Here is a 20,966-nt window from a genome sequence, read left to right as displayed (position 1 = left end):
AAAATAGATCCAGATACCGTACAAGGCTCTGATTGGGATCCAAATTCTATTATGCACTATTCGTTTAAGGCTGGATTAATTATAAAACCAGAGCAGTATCGGGATGGGGTAACTCCAGCTGGTGGTTTTTCAGAGAGAGACAAGTTGTGGGTCAGAACGTTTTATCCACCAATGGATAATGCAGACTTAGAGGAACTTCCATTATTAGTAAGTAACAAACTTATATTAAATCATGGAGAACAGAAGGATTTCATCATTAAGCCAAACGATACAAGAAAATATAATATAGCTACTTTTGGTACATCCGATTCTGTCATCGTTTTATTTGAAGAAGGTGTTGATGAAGTGTTGTATGTTGCAGGTGATGATGATAGTGGTGAAGATCATAATGCAAATATAAATGTCGAATTATATAAGGGGAAATCTTATATATTACGTGTTCGTGTTTATTACAGTGAAAGGCAAGGCGAAATATCGGTTATGTACTGGTAGCATCGTAAATAGTTTAGGGACTGACCCCTTAACGTGAGACAAATCAAAACACCTTCAAGAGAATGCAACCATGTCGTAAGATATGGAGACAACCTTGGAGGTGTTTTTTCGTTGGCAACAAGAGTCAGTTATCCATTAGAAGTTAAAATGAAGGCGATTGAAATGAGAATGGCTGGTATACCGGTCAAAGAAATCATGGAGCAATTAAACATACGAAACAAGACACAAGTGGAAACTTGGATGAGATGGTACCGTAATGGCGAGCAGAACCGTTTAGAGCAGCCTGTAGGTAAACAATACAGCTACGGAAAAGGACCCGAATACACTTCGGAATTAGAGAAGGTCCAGGCTGAGAACAGGTTTTTGAGACAACAACTAGAGTTGCTAAAAAAGTACAGGGTACTGGAGATGAGGTATCGTCAAAGATCGTAATGGAGTGGATAGAGTCGATCCGAGGGGAAGTGAGTGTGAAGCAAGCTTGTGCATGGATAGGAATCCCTCGCGCCACGTACTATCGCTGGAAGGCGGAGTATGCGAGCAAACTTGAGGACCACTTGGTAGAGAAAATCCGCGAACTCTGTATCCAGCATAAATATCGTTATGGATACCGGAAAATCACCGCCTTGCTTCGGAGGGATTATACGGTAAACCACAAACGCGTGCAACGGATCATGCAGCGTGAAGGGCTACAATGTCGTGTCAAAGCGAAGAAACGGAAACCTACTGGGCAACCCGTTCATATCGCGGGGCATCTGCTAAAGCGACAGTTTGAAGCAGATGCGCCTATGCGAAAACTTGTAACGGACATTACGTATTTGCCATTTGGAGGAAGAATGTTGTATCTGTCGAGTATTTTAGACTTGTTTAACGGAGAGATTGTGGCATACAGTATAGCTGACAAGCAGGACACCGCATTTGTGCTCGATACCCTTGGTCAGTTGCCATCTCTACCAGGTGCAATACTTCATAGCGATCAAGGCAGCGTCTACACATCCTTGGCCTACCAGGAAGCTGTAAAAGGAAAAAGCATTACCATGAGTATGTCCCGTAAAGGAACGTCTGCTGATAATGCCCCCATCGAATCGTTTCATTCCACACTAAAGTCTGAAACGTTCTACCTCGAAGGTTTAACCTGTACGACGACGGCAATCGTCGAGCAGACCGTTCGAGAGTACATCCTTTACTATAACTCAATTCGCATTCAAACAAAACTAAACAACCAGTGCCGGTTCATTTCCGACAACTGGCTGCTTAAACTTGGAAGGTGTTTTGATCCCTGTCTCACAAACGGGGGTCAGTCCCTTACGAGAAAGGATGGTGTTTTTTTTATGAATCCTATCACCTTCAGTGAACTGACACTTTTTGCACAAGAATTACAACGTTTTCTATCCCCAATAGTCCTACAAGAAACTGCCAAACAGGTGGGATTTGTACAGCGATCTAGTAAGTATCAAGCAAATGGACTTATCGCCCTTTGCGTTTGGCTCTGCCAAGAAGTCGCTAGTACATCACTCACGCACTTATGTAGTCGTTTAGAGGCTTCGACGGGGTACTAATAAGCCCAGAAGGCCTGAATCAACGCTTTAATCCAGCAGCTGTCGCATTCCTCCGAGAAGTCTTTACTTCACTCCTAACACAAAAACTCTGTTTCAATCATTCACTTTCTTCAGGCATGATTTCTGCTTTCAAACGTATTCGGATTTTAGATGCGACTGTATTTCAGCTACCTGATTCCTTCGCCACAAATTATCAAGGCTCTGGAGGCAGTAGTAATACTGCAGGAGTGAAAATCCAATTGGAATACGATTTATTAAGTGGCCAATTTCTAAACGTACAACTGGGACCTGGAAAGAACAATGATAAAACATACGGCACCATCTGCCTTAAAACTATTGAGAAAGGCGATTTATGTTTACGTGACCTTGGTTACTTTGATTTAAGAGACTTACAAGCCATTCATGATAAAGAGGCTTATTTTATCTCTCGGTTAAAGCTAAATACACGTATTTATATCAAGAATTCCGACCCGGAATTCTTCAACAATGGAACGGTAAAAAAACAAACCGAATACATCCAGGTTGATATGACACAAATGATGTCTAGTCTAACCCCTGGTGAAACGCTGGAAATATCAAAGGCATACATTGGACAAAATCAGAAGCTCCCAGCACGTGTTATTATCCATCGACTTACCGAGGATCAAACGCAAACACGCCTAAAAAACCAAGCACTACGAGAAAAAAAGAAAGGCATTGTCATGAAAGATAAAAGTAAGCACTTGATGGGCATGAACGTCTATATTACGAACACATCTCCAGAAGAAGTCCCCACTGATTATGTCCATTCCCTCTATTCCCTGCGGTGGCAGATCGAGCTTTTATTTAAAACATGGAAGTCATTCTTTGAAATCGATGAATGTAAAACAATCAAAAAAGAACGCCTTGAGTGCCATTTATATGGCCAACTTATCGGCATTCTCCTCTGTTCTTCTACCATGTTTCAAATGCGACAGTTACTTCTTGAAAAGAAAAAGAAGGAATTAAGTGAATACAAAGCGATTTATATGATTAAGGATTACTTCCCGTTACTGTTTCAAGCGATGTCAGTTGGCACAGAAGAACTTTTGAAAATTTTGCATCGCCTTTATCATCTACTCAAAAAGAACGGTCGTAAATGTCATCGGTATAAGAAGATGACTGTCTTTGATATTCTTGGGATTGTGTATCAAACGACGGTGAAGGATAGACAAGTTGCCTAGCAAAAAATATCGCTTTTTTAAAGATTTCTTTGACATGCCTAAATTCCCAGTACTGGGTAGTTTTGAATCAATATTATTTGGCTCTATTAATTTATGTTGTTAGCTTGATGGGCATGGGGTACCGCCAACAAAACGCGGAAAACGTGCGCTAAGCGAAAATTTATTCAAACAAGCCGGAAAATCCGTACGCTAAGGAAAATCCGGCTTGTTTTTATCTCTTCGTCGGTGCACGACTCCAGAAGGCCCATTGTCTTACTCATATCTCTCGTAAATGCGTTACAAAATGTCATTCGAGTCATCTTGTTCTTATTCTTCATTTGACAGTTGTTTGAGAGGGCCAATCCTTTTAACGATGCGATTTGTTTTATATCAATTTTGTATTCACCTAGGATATTTATGTGTTCCCATCCAAGAGGGGATATGTGTTTCAACAATTCTTCATTCAGTTGTTTACTGCTCTTTCTAAATTCTGTTGCTTGGGTTAAATAAACCGTATTCCATACACTGATTGCATTAATGAGGATATTTAATGCGCTGGCCCGCTGGAGCTGGTCTTTCAGAGCGCGTTCACGCAGCTCGCCATGCTTGCCGAAGAAGATTGCTCTGGCTAATGCGTTGATGGCTTCCCCTTTGTTCAAACCCCGGTGGATTTTCCGCCGTAGCGCCTCACTTGAAAGATAATCCATGATGAAGATGGTTTTTTCGATTCGCCCCATTTCCCGGAGTGCGGTTGCTAAACTGTTCTGCCGCGCATATGATCCGAGCTTCCCCATAATAGGTGATGCAGAGACTGTCCCTTCCCGGATAGAGTGTGCCAGCCGCAATACATCATCGTAATTTTGACCTTAGTTTCTGTTCTACCGTTCTTTGTTTCCACGTCGAAGGATATATTCCGCAAAATCACTCCAGACGTTGTTAGAAAATGAAGTCGAGAGTGGTCCGATGTCAGCTCTTTCACATTTTTCGATTCGGGGAAGGGGTCCCCCTGCATCCCCAGCGTTTACATCGTTAGGATCTCCAAGGACGTTCTTTCCATCTGCCTGTATCAGTAGCATTCCAGACTGGAGCTCCCTATCGTGCTCGGCTAATTCCTCTACTCTCCACACTAACAAGCCTTCTCCCAGCAATGCACCGTCGAATTTGTCTTTTACCCAATGGACGGATTGATTAACTGTTCATTTTGTAGCGATTCTGCACCTGCTGAACAAGTTAGCGATAACGAAAGCATGCCTACAACTACACACGTACACAAACTCTTGACCTTCAAAATCCATTCATCTCCCTCAAATTTTCGTTGTCACAATTACATAAAAAAACCACTATCCTCCTTTTTCTGGCAATTTCGACACAAATCTATTATGTATAAAACTATATATTAAATCAAGATTATATAATTTACCATTTTTACAATAAAATTGGATAATTAAATACAAAGAGACCTTTCAAGCAACGATAACAGTCAATAAAGAGGGTAATCAAGATTTGTTTTCTTCATCCAGGAATTATTTTTTTACTATTCAACTTCTCATAATACTTATTCACTCTTGCTACAAAATATAGTATTATTTATTGTGGTGTAATACAATATTTTGTTATGGGGGGTTAAGTCCTAACATGAATATATCGAGAAAACAGCGGAATTTACTTCTTTATAGTGAGATAATTAAAGAATACAAATGGCTTCATAAATTACTTTTGAAAAATGAAACATTAAAATTGGAAGATGTCCCGCAAGAATTTATTACTGATTTTACTTATGTGGTACCAGTTATTCTCAAACAGTGTGGCGAAGAATGGAAAGGAGATGAGAATGTAGTAAATCCTGTAGAAGATCTGGGTGCAAACAGAAAAAAGTGCAGATTATGCGGAACTCCTACAAGATATCTATGTTACATACAAAATAAGATAAACGGAAAAAGAATAAATATTGGAAGAGATTGTGCTGAAGATTTTGTTGACCTTAATTCATTAGTTGATGGAAAAACTAAGGGACAATTAATTGCGAATGCTAAGGAAGTCAGAAGATTTAGTGAAATCAATAAACGATTCCCTGGACTGGAGCAGACAATTGAAGCGTGGCTTCATAGAACAGAAAAATATGATATAGTTTTACCTCGAAAAATGGAAGAGCCTTATAATGAAAGCGGAGAGGTACTCAGAGATCTATATCGAAATTATCTGAAAGGTATAGAATCGGAGCAGGTCATTGAAGAGATCGAGGCACGTATTAGCAGTGAAAAAAGTACAATAGAGATGTTTGAAAAGTATCAAGAAACGAATCGAAATACACCTTTTATAGCTACAAGAAAAATGATCCACTGGCTTAAAAATCGAGCGGACCAGAAAACAGAGAATATTTTGAGAGAAAACGGGAAAGTAACATTTGAAACTGTGTCTTATATTTGGGAAAAAGAATATGTAGATAAACACATTTCTATTGTAAAAGAGCTTTTTTTAGCTGTTGGAGCAAACTTTTTAGGAATAGACCATGAAATAGGAGGCTATACATTTCAATATGGTAGGTCCAGAGTAACACTTTATATAAGTTTTAAGAGTTTCTTTGAACTTTTTGGTAATTATGTACTTGGAGAAGGAGATAGATCCCCTGCTGCTCTGACTATAAATAATATTATTAAAATTAGTCAGATTGTTAACGATCATAACATGAAAATACAGTATTTAGACGAGTTGAAGTTCTGCCTACGAGAATATGGAAATGATATTGATTACGAAGATGAAGACTTAGATAGTAATACTATTTATATTTGGGATAACGAAGTTAGTAAATTTGCCAAGTGTAAACTAAGCGAAATTATTCGTCTAACAAAGGGAATAGTAATGGGGTTGCCAAAACCAACTATTAATAATATAGAATCATTTGTCGCTTCATTAGCTGGAAAGAGATTTTCCAGAGAAGAGCTACGGGATATACGTGATGTACTGAGTTCTATATAAACCGACAGGATGGAAATGGACTCGAAATGACTACTAGTGTAAAGTCACGGTTTTTCCGTGACTTTTTTATGCTAGTAACCTTAAAATATTGGCTTAACATACTGTATAAATATAAAACTTAATTTTGTTAATGACCACTGTTCGTGGACAGCACCGGATTGTAAGGCTCGTACGTCGCGAGTACGGCTTCACCTGTAATCCAGAACATGTGTAACGGACTCAGTATCGATAGCTTTACCTTCACGATGGGGAGTAGCTAAAAGCTTTCTGAGAATATCAAGCAATAAAATTCCAATCCGCTGAAGGATGTGTCACCGTCCATTCAGAGGGAAGAACAGGTTCATGTCAGCCGAACGGCAACTATGGTAATATAGCGAGGATGACCAATAAATACGGCACAACCAAGAGCCAGCCGCTCATGGTGACACTCCGGACAAGCTGTTCCTGGACCATGAAACTGGTACGGAGACTGAACGCGTAACGATGCATCTTAGGTGGAGTACTGGCGCCCAGAGTACGGGCTTTATGGGAACAAACACATTGACGGCACACTGCCGCCGTATGCCAACACGCTTCCGGCGCAAAGTGCTGCCGTTTGTTATAGCATCAATTGTTCTGAATAGTGTTTTTCGTTTAAGAGAGCAGGCGTTTAATATCTCTTTAGGAATCGCAGCAATAGCATTGGTATCTTAAAAGTAAATGTTTGATGCATAAGAATAACTATACTATAGTATAATAATATTTCGGGGGAGAAAAATGACTAAATATAAAGATGACAACCAAGCAATTGGTGAGTTAGGGGAAAGTATTTTCAGGTTCTATTCGCAGCAATCACTTAATCTAACCCCAAATAAACTTGAGCACGACTATGGAATAGATTTTTCATGCCAGATCGGCGGTGAACCGAACAGCCGTAAACGGCCAATGTTTGCTGAATTTCTTTTGGTGAACGTGAAAAGTTCTGCTAAGAATAATCCCTTTAACACTCTCACTATAGCCGATATGGAATTCTCACTAAAATCTGCACAACCTCTTGTATTTATCTTGGTTGACATCAACAAGCATGAAGTATTTCATCGTTTTTTTGATGAAGAGTTACTGCTTGAATTTCATGAACGTTTATTAAGAAATAAAAAATCATTCCGGATAGATCCTTCAAAAATGAGCAACGACGTAAGTCATTTTAATGAACAATTGTCCATTATAAAGAAAAGATCATATCAAAATAAATTGGGCTTGTTAAAAGCTCGGTTGGGACTTCAAAAATTAATTGGAAACATAAAACTTAGAATTGATCAGACGGAAGATGGTAGTGTTGCCATAGTGGAGGTGAACGAAGTAGAGGATTTGTTTGACAAAACCCATAAACTTTTTCCGCGTGTGCGAGAATCTTTTTTAGCACATGATATCGGTAAAATTTCATTGCCACAAGGGACATTCAAAAATATGTCGGAGCAGCTGGACGATATCGCTGACTATATTTCTCTTATAACTCCTTTAGTCTATGATGTGTGTCTAGTGGAGTTAGAGCGAGAAGGAAAAAAGATTGCTGCTTGTCATTTTGAAAGGAGAGGGTTTGGAGATGAGACAGCTTATTATCATCCGAGCGGTTTAAGCTTGACCTTATCAAAAAGAAGGAAAGCTGAAGACAACCACTACCATCACTTTACAGAGGTTATTATTACTCAAAACAATGCTGATAATATGTTTGAATATCCCGAATTTATTAACTTTCTAGGGAAAATTCGAGAGGGAGATACCATTAATGGACTGCCTGTTGCTGAATCTTGGCCAAATCTACTTTATCTCGGTGTAGTTGTCAAATACATCCCTAAAATTTATGATACTCTAGCATTAGAACCCTATGTGCAATTGAGTGAGCTGAATAAAAGTGAAACAGTATTTTCGTACATGTTTTTAAAAAAACTGCTACTTGACAAAAAAGACACTTTAATACACTTTGTTCTCGGAACAGATGATATTCCATCTTTGAAATTAAAGAAACACAAAATACAATGTCCCTTTCTAGTTAGTTTGCCTGAAGGTCAATTAGTCGCAACAATTGAATTTGACAGTGAATTATATTTAAATGAAGATTCTGTATATATAATAGGTATTAAATCGATAAGGAATCCAGTTGTTAAATCATGTTTACCCATCGAAAGCACTGGTATATTGGAACCCCTTCTTCTTCTAACAGAAGATAAAGCGTTAGCGTTTTTTGTAGACAAGCAACCCGAAATCATCGATAACCCTTTAGATACCGGAATTATTGTATTGGGATAATCGGCGAAGACAAATTAAACAATCTCCAGCTGCAATTGGTGATTTTGCTCTTCCTGAATTATTTACATAGGGTATCTGGATAAATTCATCTGTATGAGGTTAGGAAAATGTAATCTCGGATAAGCATGCTCGTTTTTTTTTTAGGGATCAAGTTCTTGTCCTTCTCCTTTCCCCAGGACAAGAACTTGATCCCTTTGTCGAAAATGACTGCAGCATCGCATTACTCGACGCTGTGACGAGTGAAGAACTAAAGGAACTGGCTGGTATCAGAAAGTGCGGTGGGAGCCTACTATTTATTTATTTTTGTAATACCCATAAGTTGATGGTCGTTAAAAGATATTGTTGATCACTATAGTGCCCAAAATGATAATGTTGTGAATGAAGACACTGAATGGAGAGGTGTCAAAACCACCTCGAAGCTTGTCTTACTGCAATTACGTGAGCCTAATAAGGCAGGGCGGCCACGAAAAAACTAACCTAATATTCCGTATGTTAGATAAAGTCACGGTTTTTCCGTGACTTTTTTATGCTAGTAGGCTTAAAATATTAATACTTGACTTGACTAGCTCAACTTTCGTGATGGATAGAGCAGTTGGGGGACATTATATTTACGAAAGGGATGATGGACATGCAAGGCGCCCTAAATCAAGTTCAAGAGCTCTTGGAGAGTGGAGATTACAACAATGCTTGGAAGCAGCTGAAGAAACTTATAAATGAATTAGCTGGATCGAGCGAGGAAGGAGAATTAAAAAAGGCAGTTCGTCGTTACAAATTTATGCTGAACCTCTCACGGGATATCAACCTGACGAACATTTTTTGCAACCGAGTAATGAGAAAATGGGAAGAGCTCGCTTGGGGAGATGAAGAATACGTTGAACAGTGTAGATTGTTAAATCGTTACATAGATAAAATTTCAAATGATCGCAAGCAAGTAATTCGTGAAATGCATGAAATGCATCCGCTTACAGCACAACATATCATCATTTCCGTTTTTGAGCACTTTCATCAGCAGCTTGTCCATACATCACCGGATGATTTTGAACGTTTGTTATATCTTCACTTTACTTTTGGACTTGAAACCAACTACGAGAGCAGCATTTCCGCTTTGAGTGCAATGTTACGGGATTGGAAAGAAGATGTTCGTATCGGAAGATTCAAGGGTAAGGAAGTGAAAGTTTACCACTTTGAAGATGAAATCATTGTGGAATTCAGTCAAAAGCTTATGCCGATTATTCGTTCTATTCATTTTCTTGATTGGATCGCAAATGAGGTATCTCAGCATACTACAACGATGGAAGTGACGGATTCAGAGGTTAAGTTGTTCTATCGAGATTTTCAGGAATATCGTAAGTATATGTTGCCGATGTTCCGTGACCAGACACGTAAGCAAAATACTCAAAGAAAATTACATTTATTAGTAGCAGAAAGGTTTAGCTGGAGTAAAAGAGAATTGGATTATGAAAAGGTCATTAAAGATAGTGGAGACCGGCATTTCAGTCTAAAAATTGATGATGTTGAATTTTTTGAAGCATACAAATATATTGCAGAAATTTCGTACCAATCATATTTGAAAATAAAGATAGAAATGTACATCATGAATTTTGATGAGCTCAAATGCCGAGGTTTTAATGTCCTTGCATTGTATTTTTTCTATTACTCTCTTATGGCGGTAGCATTCATTTATTTTATGGCTACGCGCCATTATGAAGACACTCGTGAAAAGTTACCATTATTTCCGTATTTGCGGATCAGTAAGAACGATATTGGCAAGATGCTAATACCTGTCCTTGCAATGATAACTAAACAAGAATTCTCTCAAAAGGATATCGATAATCTACTTGCCTTTTATGAATTTGGTAGTGACAAACTATTCGACATGTATTTAAAACCGGTGATTATCTTCGGAGATGAGGTTGTTCTTGTACCCTCACTATTTATGATGAACGACTTCCCACGAACTTTCCTGCATCTGTTAAACAAACTTAATGTGAACTTTGAAGAACGGGGGGACACATACGAAGTTTGTATGCGAGAACGATTCATGCAAAATGGATTCATGGTTTTTACCGACAAGTTCCCTTACAATTACAATTACGAGGGGAATATGCAAAGTGGGGATATAGATATCATCGCGCGTCTAGGAAATTATCTATTTGTAGGCGAAGCCAAAAACAAGTTTGAGCCTCTCGATTCAAAAGGTCAAATCAATGTCGATCGCACGATTCGCAAAGCGGTTAAACAAGCCAAAAACTTTGTTAAGTACATTGAGCGTAACCCACAAGAATTCTCTCAACGTTTTGGTATCTCAACAGAGGAGCTTACAACATTGACCATTCAGCCATTCGTGCTTGTGAATTGTTTTTATGGTTCAGGACAAGTCATTGATAATATTCCTATCGTAGATACAAGTACCATTGAAAAGTATTTTGATGGCGAGATTAGAGTTTACTACGGTGATAAAGTTATCACTTCTCATTTAATCCGATCTGAGGGACCGATTCGGCCGCAAGAGTTTAGGGACAATCTTTATTCGCCATATTTTATTGATCACGATGTATATAATTTCAGTTTACAAAGCCGACATGTGGAAATCATCGATGATAAAAAATTCATGATCGGACCAGAAAACGATCATGATCATTTCCCTAGTAAGTATCTTCTTAGTGAAGCGATTGCTCATATTCAGGAAATATCAGAGTAGTTATACTGGTGTTGGAAGGGGAATAGTAATAATCTATTCTCTCCTATGTAACAGCTAGACCCGCTTTTTTGACCTTTAACTTTGCACATCTATAACTATCTCAATAACAGACGAATTCTTAATCTCATAAATTTGCCAATTTTGAGGTGAATTTATCTTACGACCTAAAAAAGATCTTTTAGTCTTATTTAGAGGGGCAAATAAACTTACTCGGCCTCAAAAATACAATTCTCTAAGAGTCACCAAACTGCTGGCTGATATAGTATAATTAGAGTTTTATAAGTACAATAAAAAATATGTGTAGTTAGTTCAAAATCCGTTCCATAAAGGGGCATCTAAATGAATATATTTTTGGACACAACTGTTTTATATAGAGATCCTTTTCTTTCTCAAAATCTCGGTAGCGGGCTGGTAAAGGCTGCTCGGAATCGAGAATTGAGAATTTATATATCAGAGGTGGTGTTGGAAGAAGCTAAACGCCATTATCTAAGAAAAGTTGAAACTCCTATAGTACAGCTGAGAAAAGCTATCAAAGATTATAATTCTGTTTCTCTTTTACCAGAGATACCGATTGTTCTTCCGGAATTAAATGAAGTTGCCGAACGGTTTGAGGCATACTATAACGAATTAATGATGAGCAATATCGTTAAAATTGTCCCATATGACAATAACTTGCTTCCTGAATTAGTACACAGATCTATTAATCGGATTAAACCGTTTACCGACAAAAAGCAGGAATTCAGGGATGGGATTATATGGCTATCATATGCGAGGCTTGCTGAAACCGAAGATTTAACGAACTGTTTTTTTATAACCAATAATACTTCAGACTACTTTTCTGGAAAAAGGGGGGGAGAACTTCATCCAGATCTTAAAAAGGACTCAAAACGTTTCTCGCTCTTTAAATCACTCGAGAGTCTGATGTTTACCGATATGTATAAGGAGAAGGAGCAGAATCTCCAATTAATTCAATGGATTGAAAATAACGATCTAGATACAGATAAACTACTGGAACTACTTGAACCTTTTCATAATGATTTTTGTGAAGAGGCATCTATTTATGTAAATGAACTGTCACTTGAAGATGCAGTTGGCGTATATATTCCTTATGGATCTGTTAAGCTAGGGTTTTTGGGAGTTTGAAAGTGTTTCCGATTGGGAACTCGAACCCTTAGACGGTGAAGTATTACTTCGGTGTACCGTGCTTTTGGATGGAATTATAGAGTTGGAATTAGACTTAGGTGAAGGGGATATCGTTGATTATCCTTCTCAGGAAGTGCGCATAACAGCAAAACTCACAGCAATCTATGATCGTGAAGATAAAAAGATTTTCTCTTTAGAAATTGATGACGATTTGAACATAAGTTTTAAAAAGATTAACAATTTTGAAGAATAATTAAGACACCCTCAAATCAATCACCTGCATGATAGCTATCATAACCCCTGGCCATGCATCTCTCTGAAAGAGCAATATAAAGGCGGTCTAAATGCTCACTTTATCCAAATAAATCAACCGCATGATTTTGCTCGTCGTTTCCTATAAGGGTGTAAAATGTGGTTGTATTGGAATCAGAAATTTCTTGGACAAGTCTCAGATTCTTGTTCTTTTTATACCGTTCCCGGTTATCTTCGTACCAGGATAGATGCCCTTTATTGAGTTCAGTTGCCTGCCATGATCTATGCTTATTCTATTTTCGCTTATCTATTGCTTCGGACATAGTTTTATCAGTTAAATGAGCGTAGATCTGTGTAGTTTCTGGAGAGGAATGTCCCAACTGTGTCTGGGTTTTATACAGATCATTAGCTAAATAATAATCAGTTGCAAATGAATGTCTTAGTTTATGCACAGTCAGAAATGGCTTACCAAATCCTTCAGCATACTTAATTATCATATTTTGAATTGCGCGTTTTGTCATCCTGCTACCGTAAATCTGTCCATTTGGTATAGTAAGAAATAATCCTTTCTCTTTTTTAGGAGATTTGTAATGTACATCTCTAATTAAGAGATACTCCTTAAGATATGGAATTGCCTCCTCACGGAAGTAAACTTGTGACTTAATCTGGTCATCTGCTCCTTTTCGATAAACATAGACAGATTGTTTCGTAAGATCAATATCATCTACATCAAGATTCACAGTTTCAGAAACACGTAATCCTGAATTTAGGATTAAACTTACTATACAAGTATCCCGTACTCGATTAAATTTATAAGATAAAAGGGCTCTATTTCTGCCCGCAAGGTTCTTCTCGTACCCTTTAAAGATATATTCCACAAATTCTGTTATCTCATTATCTTGGAGCAACTTCCCAGCTAGGCTGCTAGCTGCTGTTTCCTTAGGGTTTTTCTTTTTGCGAATATCTACTTTCGCCATCACATTTCTAATTAGTAAAGGATTGAAGTTTTCGTCCTCAGCTTTTTGATTCAAGTAATTGAATAAAGTTCGAAGCGACGATAGCTTCCTTGATACTGTCGTTTTTGAGTTTTCTGCTTTGGTGAGAAGATGGGATCTATATCCGTGAATTGAATCCAATGAAAGTTTCTCAAGAGTTTCAATCGGAATTTGTCTAATAGGGCCAGCAGGAGCAAGCCCTTCAGCCAGAAGATAGTTGAAGAAGGTTTCATAATCATATATGTATTCGAGTAGTGAAGAAGGAGAAAGATCAGGAAGCTTATAATTAATGAATTTGTCGACATACCAAGGCATGTAAGATAACTTATTTAACAGCACTTCACGATCCTTGATTTTTTGAATTGGTGGCATTTTTTTCACCTCTAGTATTATTGTTTGTTAAGTTGATTCGATTCCTAAGAAATGTACTGTTATAATGTCATAAAATATTGGTCAAAATATACAGTAATAAGTGATAAAAGTTTAGCTTGATAAACCAGGAAAATAAGGAATGGTGTCGGATGATAAAAACATTATCTCATTAATTGCTGCGAAAATCGCGGCTTTCTATTTTATGGGATAAAGTTCTTGTCAAAATCAAATGACAAGAACTTTATCTCATTTCCGATTTTGACAAGAATATTATCTCATTCCCAACGAACCAATTCGGGTTATTGAGCCATTTCACGATTAAAATAACTGGCTTGATCGTTCATAGCCGAGATTGGAAGATCTATAATCTTAGGATGTATTGAGAAGCGCACAGACGATTTGAGAACTTTAAACATTTTTGCAATAAGAAACGCACCTGTTGTCTTCTGTCGCAAACCTACAAATTGTAAGACAAGAACATGATCTCATCGAAAGTCGCTATCTTAGCGACTTTTCAGAGTGTCGAGAAAGCCCAACGGACTTTCCGGCACTTTATTTTTTATTTGGGGAGACTCAACTTTTAAAACAAAAATCGATTTAAAACGATCTGAGGACCCATTTTTATTTGATCAAAATGGCCATTTTAAACCTCATTAAAAAAACAGGGGGTTTCTCGACATTTATATATTATCACGAATGATAAAAAGAACAAATAGAGTAGTGAAGCTTAAATAATATGTAATTCTTTTGTGTTGGATTTATTATTGATTTTTATGTATCTAAGATTGTGTGTTCAATTATAATTATTCTTGAGTGTTTAATTCATGTTTACTATAAATGTTGATTATATAATTGTTGTATTAAAATCTAAATAAGTAACACGATAAATAGAAAGTGGTAGGAGGGATATGGCATTGAGCAAGTATCTAAACGTTCAGGAAGTTGCAAATATGTTGGGGGTTACGCCAGCTACCATTTATAAAATAATAAACCACCCAGAAGTGTCGAAAAGGATCGAGCCAGTGAATAGGCTGACATACAGGGGAGATGGAGGGTACCGGTTCAGTGCAGATAGTATGGAGCTTGTGAAAGAACAAGTAATTAAAAAGGATCTGACGATTGCCGATACTGCAAAGCTATTGAATCGTTCTAAAAGTTTTGTTCACGGTTAATTAGGGAAGTGAAACTGAAAAGCTACGAAGATACATATCGTGGGAAGAAAACGTTCTTTATTAAAAAAGAGGATTTGAAACAGTACAATAAGGATGTTGAAGAAAAGCCAAAGAGTCTTTGGGAAACGATATATGACAAAAAGACAGGTGTATTTCTCTTTCAGCCGTACTTCAATAACGGTGAATTGGCTAGAGTAATGAGCATAGGCAGAAATGGATCCGCACGAGCGAAAATTACGTTGAAGACAATAGCGAGTGAGTTGACACTTGAAGAAGCGCTAGGATTAGGGTGGAAGCCAACATATTTAATAGAAGAAAAGAAACAGGTCACGGCATATGGATTTGCCAAATTTGTCTTCCCTATACCTAGAACCTTAGATTCGGTAATTTAACAGGTTATAGATGAATTATTTAAGGCTGCTGGACCTTATAACATGCGTGTTAAAACTGGTGAGATGTTAGAGGTTGAGATTAAAAAGACGACATTAGTTGGTATAACAGAGACTACAGAACCGGACTTAGTTAATAGATTGAAGACATTCGTTCATTCCGGCGATATTGTCCTAGACCATAATGGTACGGTTATTGATCCAGGTTATTCGTCCATTCTCATGTATCTTCCGCATCAAACTAAGAAGGAATTGTTGTCGGAAGCTGAAAGTAAAGGGATGAGACTCCATGATTACTTAGCGGATTTTTTTAATAATAAATATGGATTAAACTAATGTGATTTAGTTATATGAAGGGATAAAGTATTGTATTTTTAAAGCTCTCTTATACGAAAATTCAGATCATCGACACCTCTTTACATGCTCGATTCTTAAATGTTATTATTGGTTTGGATAGGCATTAATGCAATCATATTTTGCATTATAGAACTTGTTAAAATTATAGATGAGGTGTACCAATTGCTAACTAACAATTTCAAATAAGCATCGATGGATTTCTGGCTATTGGTAGGGCACAAGGGGAATAGCATTGGCAATATTTTAAGACTTTTTGACCAAATAGGTAGCAAAAAAAAGTGATGACTTTAATATATTTCAAGACCTGCTAAAAGTTAGTAGGTCTTTTTTTACTAGGCCTTAACTTCATAAGTCACGAGTAAGACTTCTTAAAATTTTGTGATGCTTTTCAGTATCGTTTTCAGGAATTTCACCCTCATTGGGTAAGGGATTTCCCATGTTCCTTTCTGCGGACTGTCGTGTCGATAGTCGCACTCATATAGAGTGCGACAAATTGATGCACCCGGCTATAGACGATTTGCAGGAAATTTCAATCCACGCACTCACACGGAGTGCGACTTGAGCGAAGGAGCAATGACTGTAGATGATCTGGATATTTCAATCCACGCACTCACACGGAGTGCGACAGCGAAAATGCAGTAATTCATAACCTAATGATATCAATTCCTCATATTGTCGCAAAAACTGATGCCAAAGAGGCTTGGATAAAACCTTGACTTTTACTGAAGGTAACTGATTTGAATTGATTTTCGACAAATTTCGAGGTGCGAAGGACCCGGGGTTTTTATGTGAGCTTCACATTCGCACCATATAAACTCAGTGCACTTTTCCAATCGTAAGTTTCATTATCCCCTATACTCTCTACTTTTTTTGTAGTTATCTCTCCTAATTAGTAAAAGTGCAAGTTGTCTTCTTTTTGGTCTATCAAATCATTGAGTTTATACTTTAAGGTCAAATCCGAAATACAATAATATAGGGATAAAAATTCTGTCCTATTTCATTGTACCACCTTCAATACGATTTTCCTCATATCATCTATTGTCTTGTAAAATCCTTTACTATGTATCCAAGTGCTTCCTATTCTCTATTGTAGCGCACAACAATAAATATAGTAACCAGATATTACTCTGTTCTTTTGTTAAAATTCAAGTTTTGTACACATTCAACAGGATACGACAAAATCCGAGGTGAGAATAACTCGGGAAAATCATGTGAGCTTGGCATCCGCACCAGAAATAACTACTAAAGATCGGATTTTGGAGAGTACTTACTATGGACGACTTGATAAATTCCAAATCAAATCTAAAAGGAAATGCCTGCTTGAGAAGAAAAAGGCATTTCTTATTGATGCAAAAAGGGATAGAGAAAATAAAGGTGCCCTTAGTGAAGCATTTTTTTGAGTTGAGAAATCCTTGGTTGAGAAACACTCATTAATTCAGCATACTCTTTTTGTGTCAAGTTAGGCTTTTGCTGAATGAGATTCTTTAGTGTTTGTAATAGTTGCTCTGTTGGAAGAGGAGACCTTTTTGGCTCCTTAATCGCCTTTTCGGTCCCGGGCTTAACATGCGCTACTTTCGACTGAACGCCCCTGTCATTCTTTAAGTCATCAATACAGCGTACGCATATAAAGTAATCCTTGAAGTATGTCAATTCGTCGATAGATCCGCACATATTACAGGAAACACCCGTATATCTACGAAACGCTAAGATACCGTTTTCTTCATCCATAAAAATTTCTATCGGGTCTCCCACATTATAACCCATCGTTTCTCTCATTTCTTTAGGGATTACAATACGACCTAGAGGGTCTAATGGCCGAGTCATACCAATACTTTTCACAGTTAAAATCCTCCTTTTTTTTAATATTATCAGAATTAAGGTCCTTTCTTCTATAGTGAAAAAATAGATTTGTCTATATAAAGTAAATTATTGATGATTATATAAAAAAATCCAAAAAGATGGTATACTTATTTCCAGAATTGTTATTCTACCATTTGATCGTGATATACCATATTTAAATTGATTGATATCCCAAAAAATTTCCTTATAAAGGGGTGGTTAGTTTTGGTAAAAGCAACCACGATACTCGCAGAGATACTTAATTACATGGAAAAAACGATTTAAACATTAGCGTTCTAGCCAGGCAGGTATAAATAAACCCCGGTACGATCAGTAGCTTCGTTAATGGTAATCGAAAGTTCTCAGTCTATCATTTGGGCCAAATAACTAAATTTGATGGGGTACTCTGTTGGTCATTACTACGAACAATACATATGTGAATATTTAGCCGACTCTACGCCAAATTAGCGTAGGATAAACTCTCATTATAAATGAAAACACGTAATAAATAGGCTTATCTTATCCAAATTACGCTAGGTACCTAACATAAACTGATTCTTAACGATTATGGCTTTCAGATTTCAAGCTCAAATTAAGACAGTAGTATTAAACCAAAAGGAACAAGATAGGAAATCGATCTCTTGACATGTTCCTTTCTTCATTTGAAGTGTATATAACTTAGAAAAGTGCTAACTTGTTAGATTTGAAGTGTGCAATGCAGCTCAAATTGACTTGCTTTCTCTGGCTGCTTACTTCCATAAGACAGATAAAAATACGCTTGACCTGATTGAAGATACATTTGATAGCTCGCCGGTCCCCTTGTCAAACGGACTCTCATCTGAACAAACGGAGCAGCTTCTTGATATTTTGAGAAGTGGTGACTCCCGTATGAAAGCTAACTCTTTGGGCCAAGCAGGTGATTTTGCACATGGAGGGTCCTACAAGAAGCAAACAGGAACGTTTACGGTTCGATCCTCCCGAGGCAGGCATGATGCTGAAATCCCTTTTCTTGCAGAAGCATGGGTCCAATATCATGATGAAGATAATGAGGACAGCCGTTCTTATTTATGGAATTATGTAAATAACACGGTCGCCGCTACAGATGTGAGAATTCACTACAATAAAAAGCAAGTTACAATTTGGAGTGGTGGTCTCTACATTGAAATGAAGAAATCACGACCTGGAATTTATCGTTTTAATCTGATTACTCCATACATGCCCATCACTTCTGATGGCAAGGCACCTGATTTCCGACCCATGAGCGACGTGATCGAAAAGGTTATGCTTGCTGCTAATAAAGAGCAGTACAAGTATCGGGTGAAGTCGAAAAGCAAAGGGGCTAGAAACGAAAAAGAGCTTATTTTGACCAATCTTCCCGCAACCATTCAGAAAACGAGTGGTAACGGCACTCACATATTTAGCTTGCTTCAGCTCTACTACGGAATTAGACTTTATGTTATGGAAGCTTTGGATAAAGAGCCTGAGTATAACTATTTTTGCCGGCTCATCTCTGAATATGAAAATGACTACGGTGAAATCAAAGGTATGTATCGAGACCCACGGGGAATCTTGTATCATCCGCATCGCGGAGATGAGATTCCGCTTGGTACGATTGCTGTACAGAACTATGTAAGGCCTGAGTGGACATTCAATAAAATCATTTTCATTGAGAAGGAAGGATATTTCACTTCGTTAAAAGATGTGAAATTTCCTGAAAGATACGATTGCGCATTGATTACTTCAAAGGGCTTTGCGAATCGTGCCGTTAAAGACGTTTTTGACTTATTGGGGAGACAGATGAAGAGATTACGTTTTTCTGTGTTCACGATGCAGACGCAGCCGGAACCATGATCTATGAGACGTTGCAGCATTCGACCATCTCTCGTCCAGGTCAGGTCGCAAATTTAAAGTCATTAATTTGGGACTTGATCCTGAAGAAGCAGTAGCTATGGGCTTCAGGTTGAAAGCTTTAAGCGGAGTAACCGTCATCGACCTACGGCCAGTTATATTAATTATGAATGGGAAGACTGGCTACAGGAAAACCGTGTAGAGCTGAATGCTATGACTACACCGCAATTCATCCAATGGCTTGAGAGCAAGATGGAGGAGTATGGTCACTGGACAGCTCCTGTACAGAATCGTGCAGAGGATATTGTAAAGAGAATTTGTTAAGGCATACAAGATAAAAAAGCCTTCTTAGACAAGCTCCAGTCAATTTGGCTGGAGCTTTGCATAGTCGTAAGAGCATGCTGAAGCAGAGAAAATTGGAGTCAAACAGCCATGTTGGAACGTCGTATTCGTGAACAGGGCTGGACGAAGGAACGAGCGAGCGAGCGATGACAACACCACCACGTGCCCTAATCGGATCATCTATCCGCAGAGATACTATCGGCTTTTCACATTTACAGATTTTCAAGTGATTATTGGCTAGTATAGTTACTTATTCTGGCTAATCAACAGGCGTATCGGACAACTAAATTTATCCAAAGATCAAACTATATGCTGTACATGGAAGAAATGAAACAAAAGCATCATATAGTATGCTATACAGGATAGAGTTAAGGCAAGCTTGGAGGTACGATCTAATGTATTAATATACGTTCCTGACGGGATCTCCACTAAGAAAATAAATGTAAATTTCCTTTACATACATTTTAATGAATTTAAAGTATTTATTAGAATTTATTTTGACTAAACTTATCAAGGAGGAATTTCTTATTATCCGCAAACAACTTTAATGATGTTTTGCTGACTCACACTTTAGAGGCGACATAAACGATCGTTCGCAACTGCGTGAGACGCCGATGAGAGTTGTTGCCTTTCGGTTTCGTTTGCAGGGGTACTAACATTTTCCAAACTGAAGGCTCTGTTTTTTACTATTTAATGGTTATATAATTGTCGTTTTATTCCAAACAAGATTTAGGGAAATAGTAAATTTAAAAGCGGAGGTAAAAATGAAGAATATTTTACCAGTTTATAATCCTCCATTACTAGGATTTTTGAGATGGCCATATACGTTATCTATAACCATGGGATATAACGAAACCCTTCCGTGGTTTTATACCAATTTCATTCAAGTTAAAGTAAATAAAAATTTTCACGAGAAAAAATCAGAGTTTAATTTCAATTTCTATCGTGGAGAAAGAAATGAATTTACGAATAATCCATTTATATCTACAACTTCTATAGATGTTGATTTTTTAAATGGTCTGAATCATGATATATTATCATTTTTGAAATACTCAGTCGTCGTGT

12 protein-coding genes and 4 pseudogenes are annotated in these 20,966 nt (G+C 37.6%); 13 read left to right on the top strand and 3 right to left on the bottom strand.

The genetic code is table 11. From position 1 onward, the window contains the following. The first annotated feature begins 51 nt into the window (after positions 1–51). From QD47_RS30165 to QD47_RS21665, 3 genes and pseudogenes are all read left to right on the top strand, one after another. Positions 52–492 (top strand): hypothetical protein, encoded by a 441-nt coding sequence (locus QD47_RS30165; protein ID WP_052646859.1) that lies wholly within the window; start codon positions 52–54, stop codon positions 490–492. Positions 493–603: 111 nt separating this feature from the next. Next, positions 604–1,747, top strand: a pseudogene (locus QD47_RS21670) (IS3 family transposase). Between the two features lie 73 nt (positions 1,748–1,820). Beyond that, positions 1,821–3,250 (top strand): annotated as a pseudogene (locus tag QD47_RS21665) (IS4 family transposase). Between the two features lie 338 nt (positions 3,251–3,588). Here the strand turns inward: QD47_RS21665 and QD47_RS21660 are convergent. Next, a pseudogene (locus QD47_RS21660) lies at positions 3,589–4,092 on the bottom strand (Tn3 family transposase); the annotation flags it as partial. 772 nt (positions 4,093–4,864) lie between these two features. On the opposite strand from QD47_RS21660, the gene QD47_RS21650 reads away from it, so the two are divergent. The 5 genes from QD47_RS21650 (at position 4,865) to QD47_RS31775 (ending at position 12,588) form a co-directional block, all read left to right on the top strand. Next, on the top strand, positions 4,865–6,205 hold the full coding sequence (locus QD47_RS21650) for a hypothetical protein (protein WP_044648081.1): 1,341 nt from the start codon (positions 4,865–4,867) through the stop codon (positions 6,203–6,205). A gap of 756 nt (positions 6,206–6,961) precedes the next feature. Further along, the gene (locus tag QD47_RS21645; RefSeq protein ID WP_044648080.1) at positions 6,962–8,491 is read left to right on the top strand and encodes a hypothetical protein; all 1,530 of its coding nucleotides are present in this window, start codon (positions 6,962–6,964) and stop codon (positions 8,489–8,491) included. A gap of 628 nt (positions 8,492–9,119) precedes the next feature. Then, positions 9,120–11,192 carry a hypothetical protein gene (locus tag QD47_RS21640; protein WP_152643846.1) on the top strand — a complete coding sequence of 691 codons (2,073 nt, stop codon included), beginning with the start codon at positions 9,120–9,122 and terminating at the stop codon, positions 11,190–11,192. 339 nt (positions 11,193–11,531) lie between these two features. Continuing rightward, positions 11,532–12,335 carry a PIN domain-containing protein gene (locus QD47_RS21635; protein WP_044648078.1) on the top strand — a complete coding sequence of 268 codons (804 nt, stop codon included), beginning with the start codon at positions 11,532–11,534 and terminating at the stop codon, positions 12,333–12,335. Between the two features lie 64 nt (positions 12,336–12,399). Next, positions 12,400–12,588: a hypothetical protein gene (locus tag QD47_RS31775; protein ID WP_152643845.1), complete on the top strand. Its 189-nt coding sequence runs from the start codon at positions 12,400–12,402 to the stop codon at positions 12,586–12,588. Positions 12,589–12,880: 292 nt separating this feature from the next. Here the strand turns inward: QD47_RS31775 and xerS are convergent, their stop codons facing one another. Next, a complete protein-coding gene (xerS, locus tag QD47_RS21630; protein ID WP_044648077.1) occupies positions 12,881–13,954 on the bottom strand; it encodes a tyrosine recombinase XerS in 1,074 nt (357 codons plus the stop codon). A 914-nt stretch (positions 13,955–14,868) separates the two neighbouring features. Between xerS and QD47_RS21625 the strand changes: the two genes are divergently transcribed. The 3 genes from QD47_RS21625 to QD47_RS21615 are packed head-to-tail and all read left to right on the top strand — an operon-like array spanning position 14,869 to position 15,851. Then, entirely contained in the window at positions 14,869–15,126 is a 258-nt protein-coding gene (locus QD47_RS21625; protein ID WP_044648076.1) for a helix-turn-helix domain-containing protein, read from the top strand. Positions 15,127–15,134: 8 nt separating this feature from the next. Next, positions 15,135–15,518 (top strand): hypothetical protein, encoded by a 384-nt coding sequence (locus tag QD47_RS21620; protein ID WP_044648075.1) that lies wholly within the window; start codon positions 15,135–15,137, stop codon positions 15,516–15,518. Between the two features lie 42 nt (positions 15,519–15,560). Then, positions 15,561–15,851 carry a hypothetical protein gene (locus tag QD47_RS21615; RefSeq protein WP_044648074.1) on the top strand — a complete coding sequence of 97 codons (291 nt, stop codon included), beginning with the start codon at positions 15,561–15,563 and terminating at the stop codon, positions 15,849–15,851. Between the two features lie 1,401 nt (positions 15,852–17,252). Here the strand turns inward: QD47_RS21615 and QD47_RS21605 are convergent. Continuing rightward, entirely contained in the window at positions 17,253–17,711 is a 459-nt protein-coding gene (locus QD47_RS21605) for an AbrB/MazE/SpoVT family DNA-binding domain-containing protein (protein WP_044648072.1), read from the bottom strand. An 888-nt stretch (positions 17,712–18,599) separates the two neighbouring features. On the opposite strand from QD47_RS21605, the gene QD47_RS21600 reads away from it, so the two are divergent. Then, positions 18,600–19,562 (top strand): toprim domain-containing protein, encoded by a 963-nt coding sequence (locus tag QD47_RS21600; protein WP_152643844.1) that lies wholly within the window; start codon positions 18,600–18,602, stop codon positions 19,560–19,562. Positions 19,563–20,665: 1,103 nt separating this feature from the next. Further along, positions 20,666–20,966: pseudogene (locus QD47_RS33390) on the top strand (hypothetical protein); the annotation flags it as partial.

It is taken from the genome of Paenibacillus terrae (assembly GCF_000943545.1).
GTDB lineage: Bacteria > Bacillota > Bacilli > Paenibacillales > Paenibacillaceae > Paenibacillus > Paenibacillus terrae_A.
Note: the sequence above shows the minus strand (reverse complement) of the source record. Positions and strands in the feature narration are given on the sequence as shown.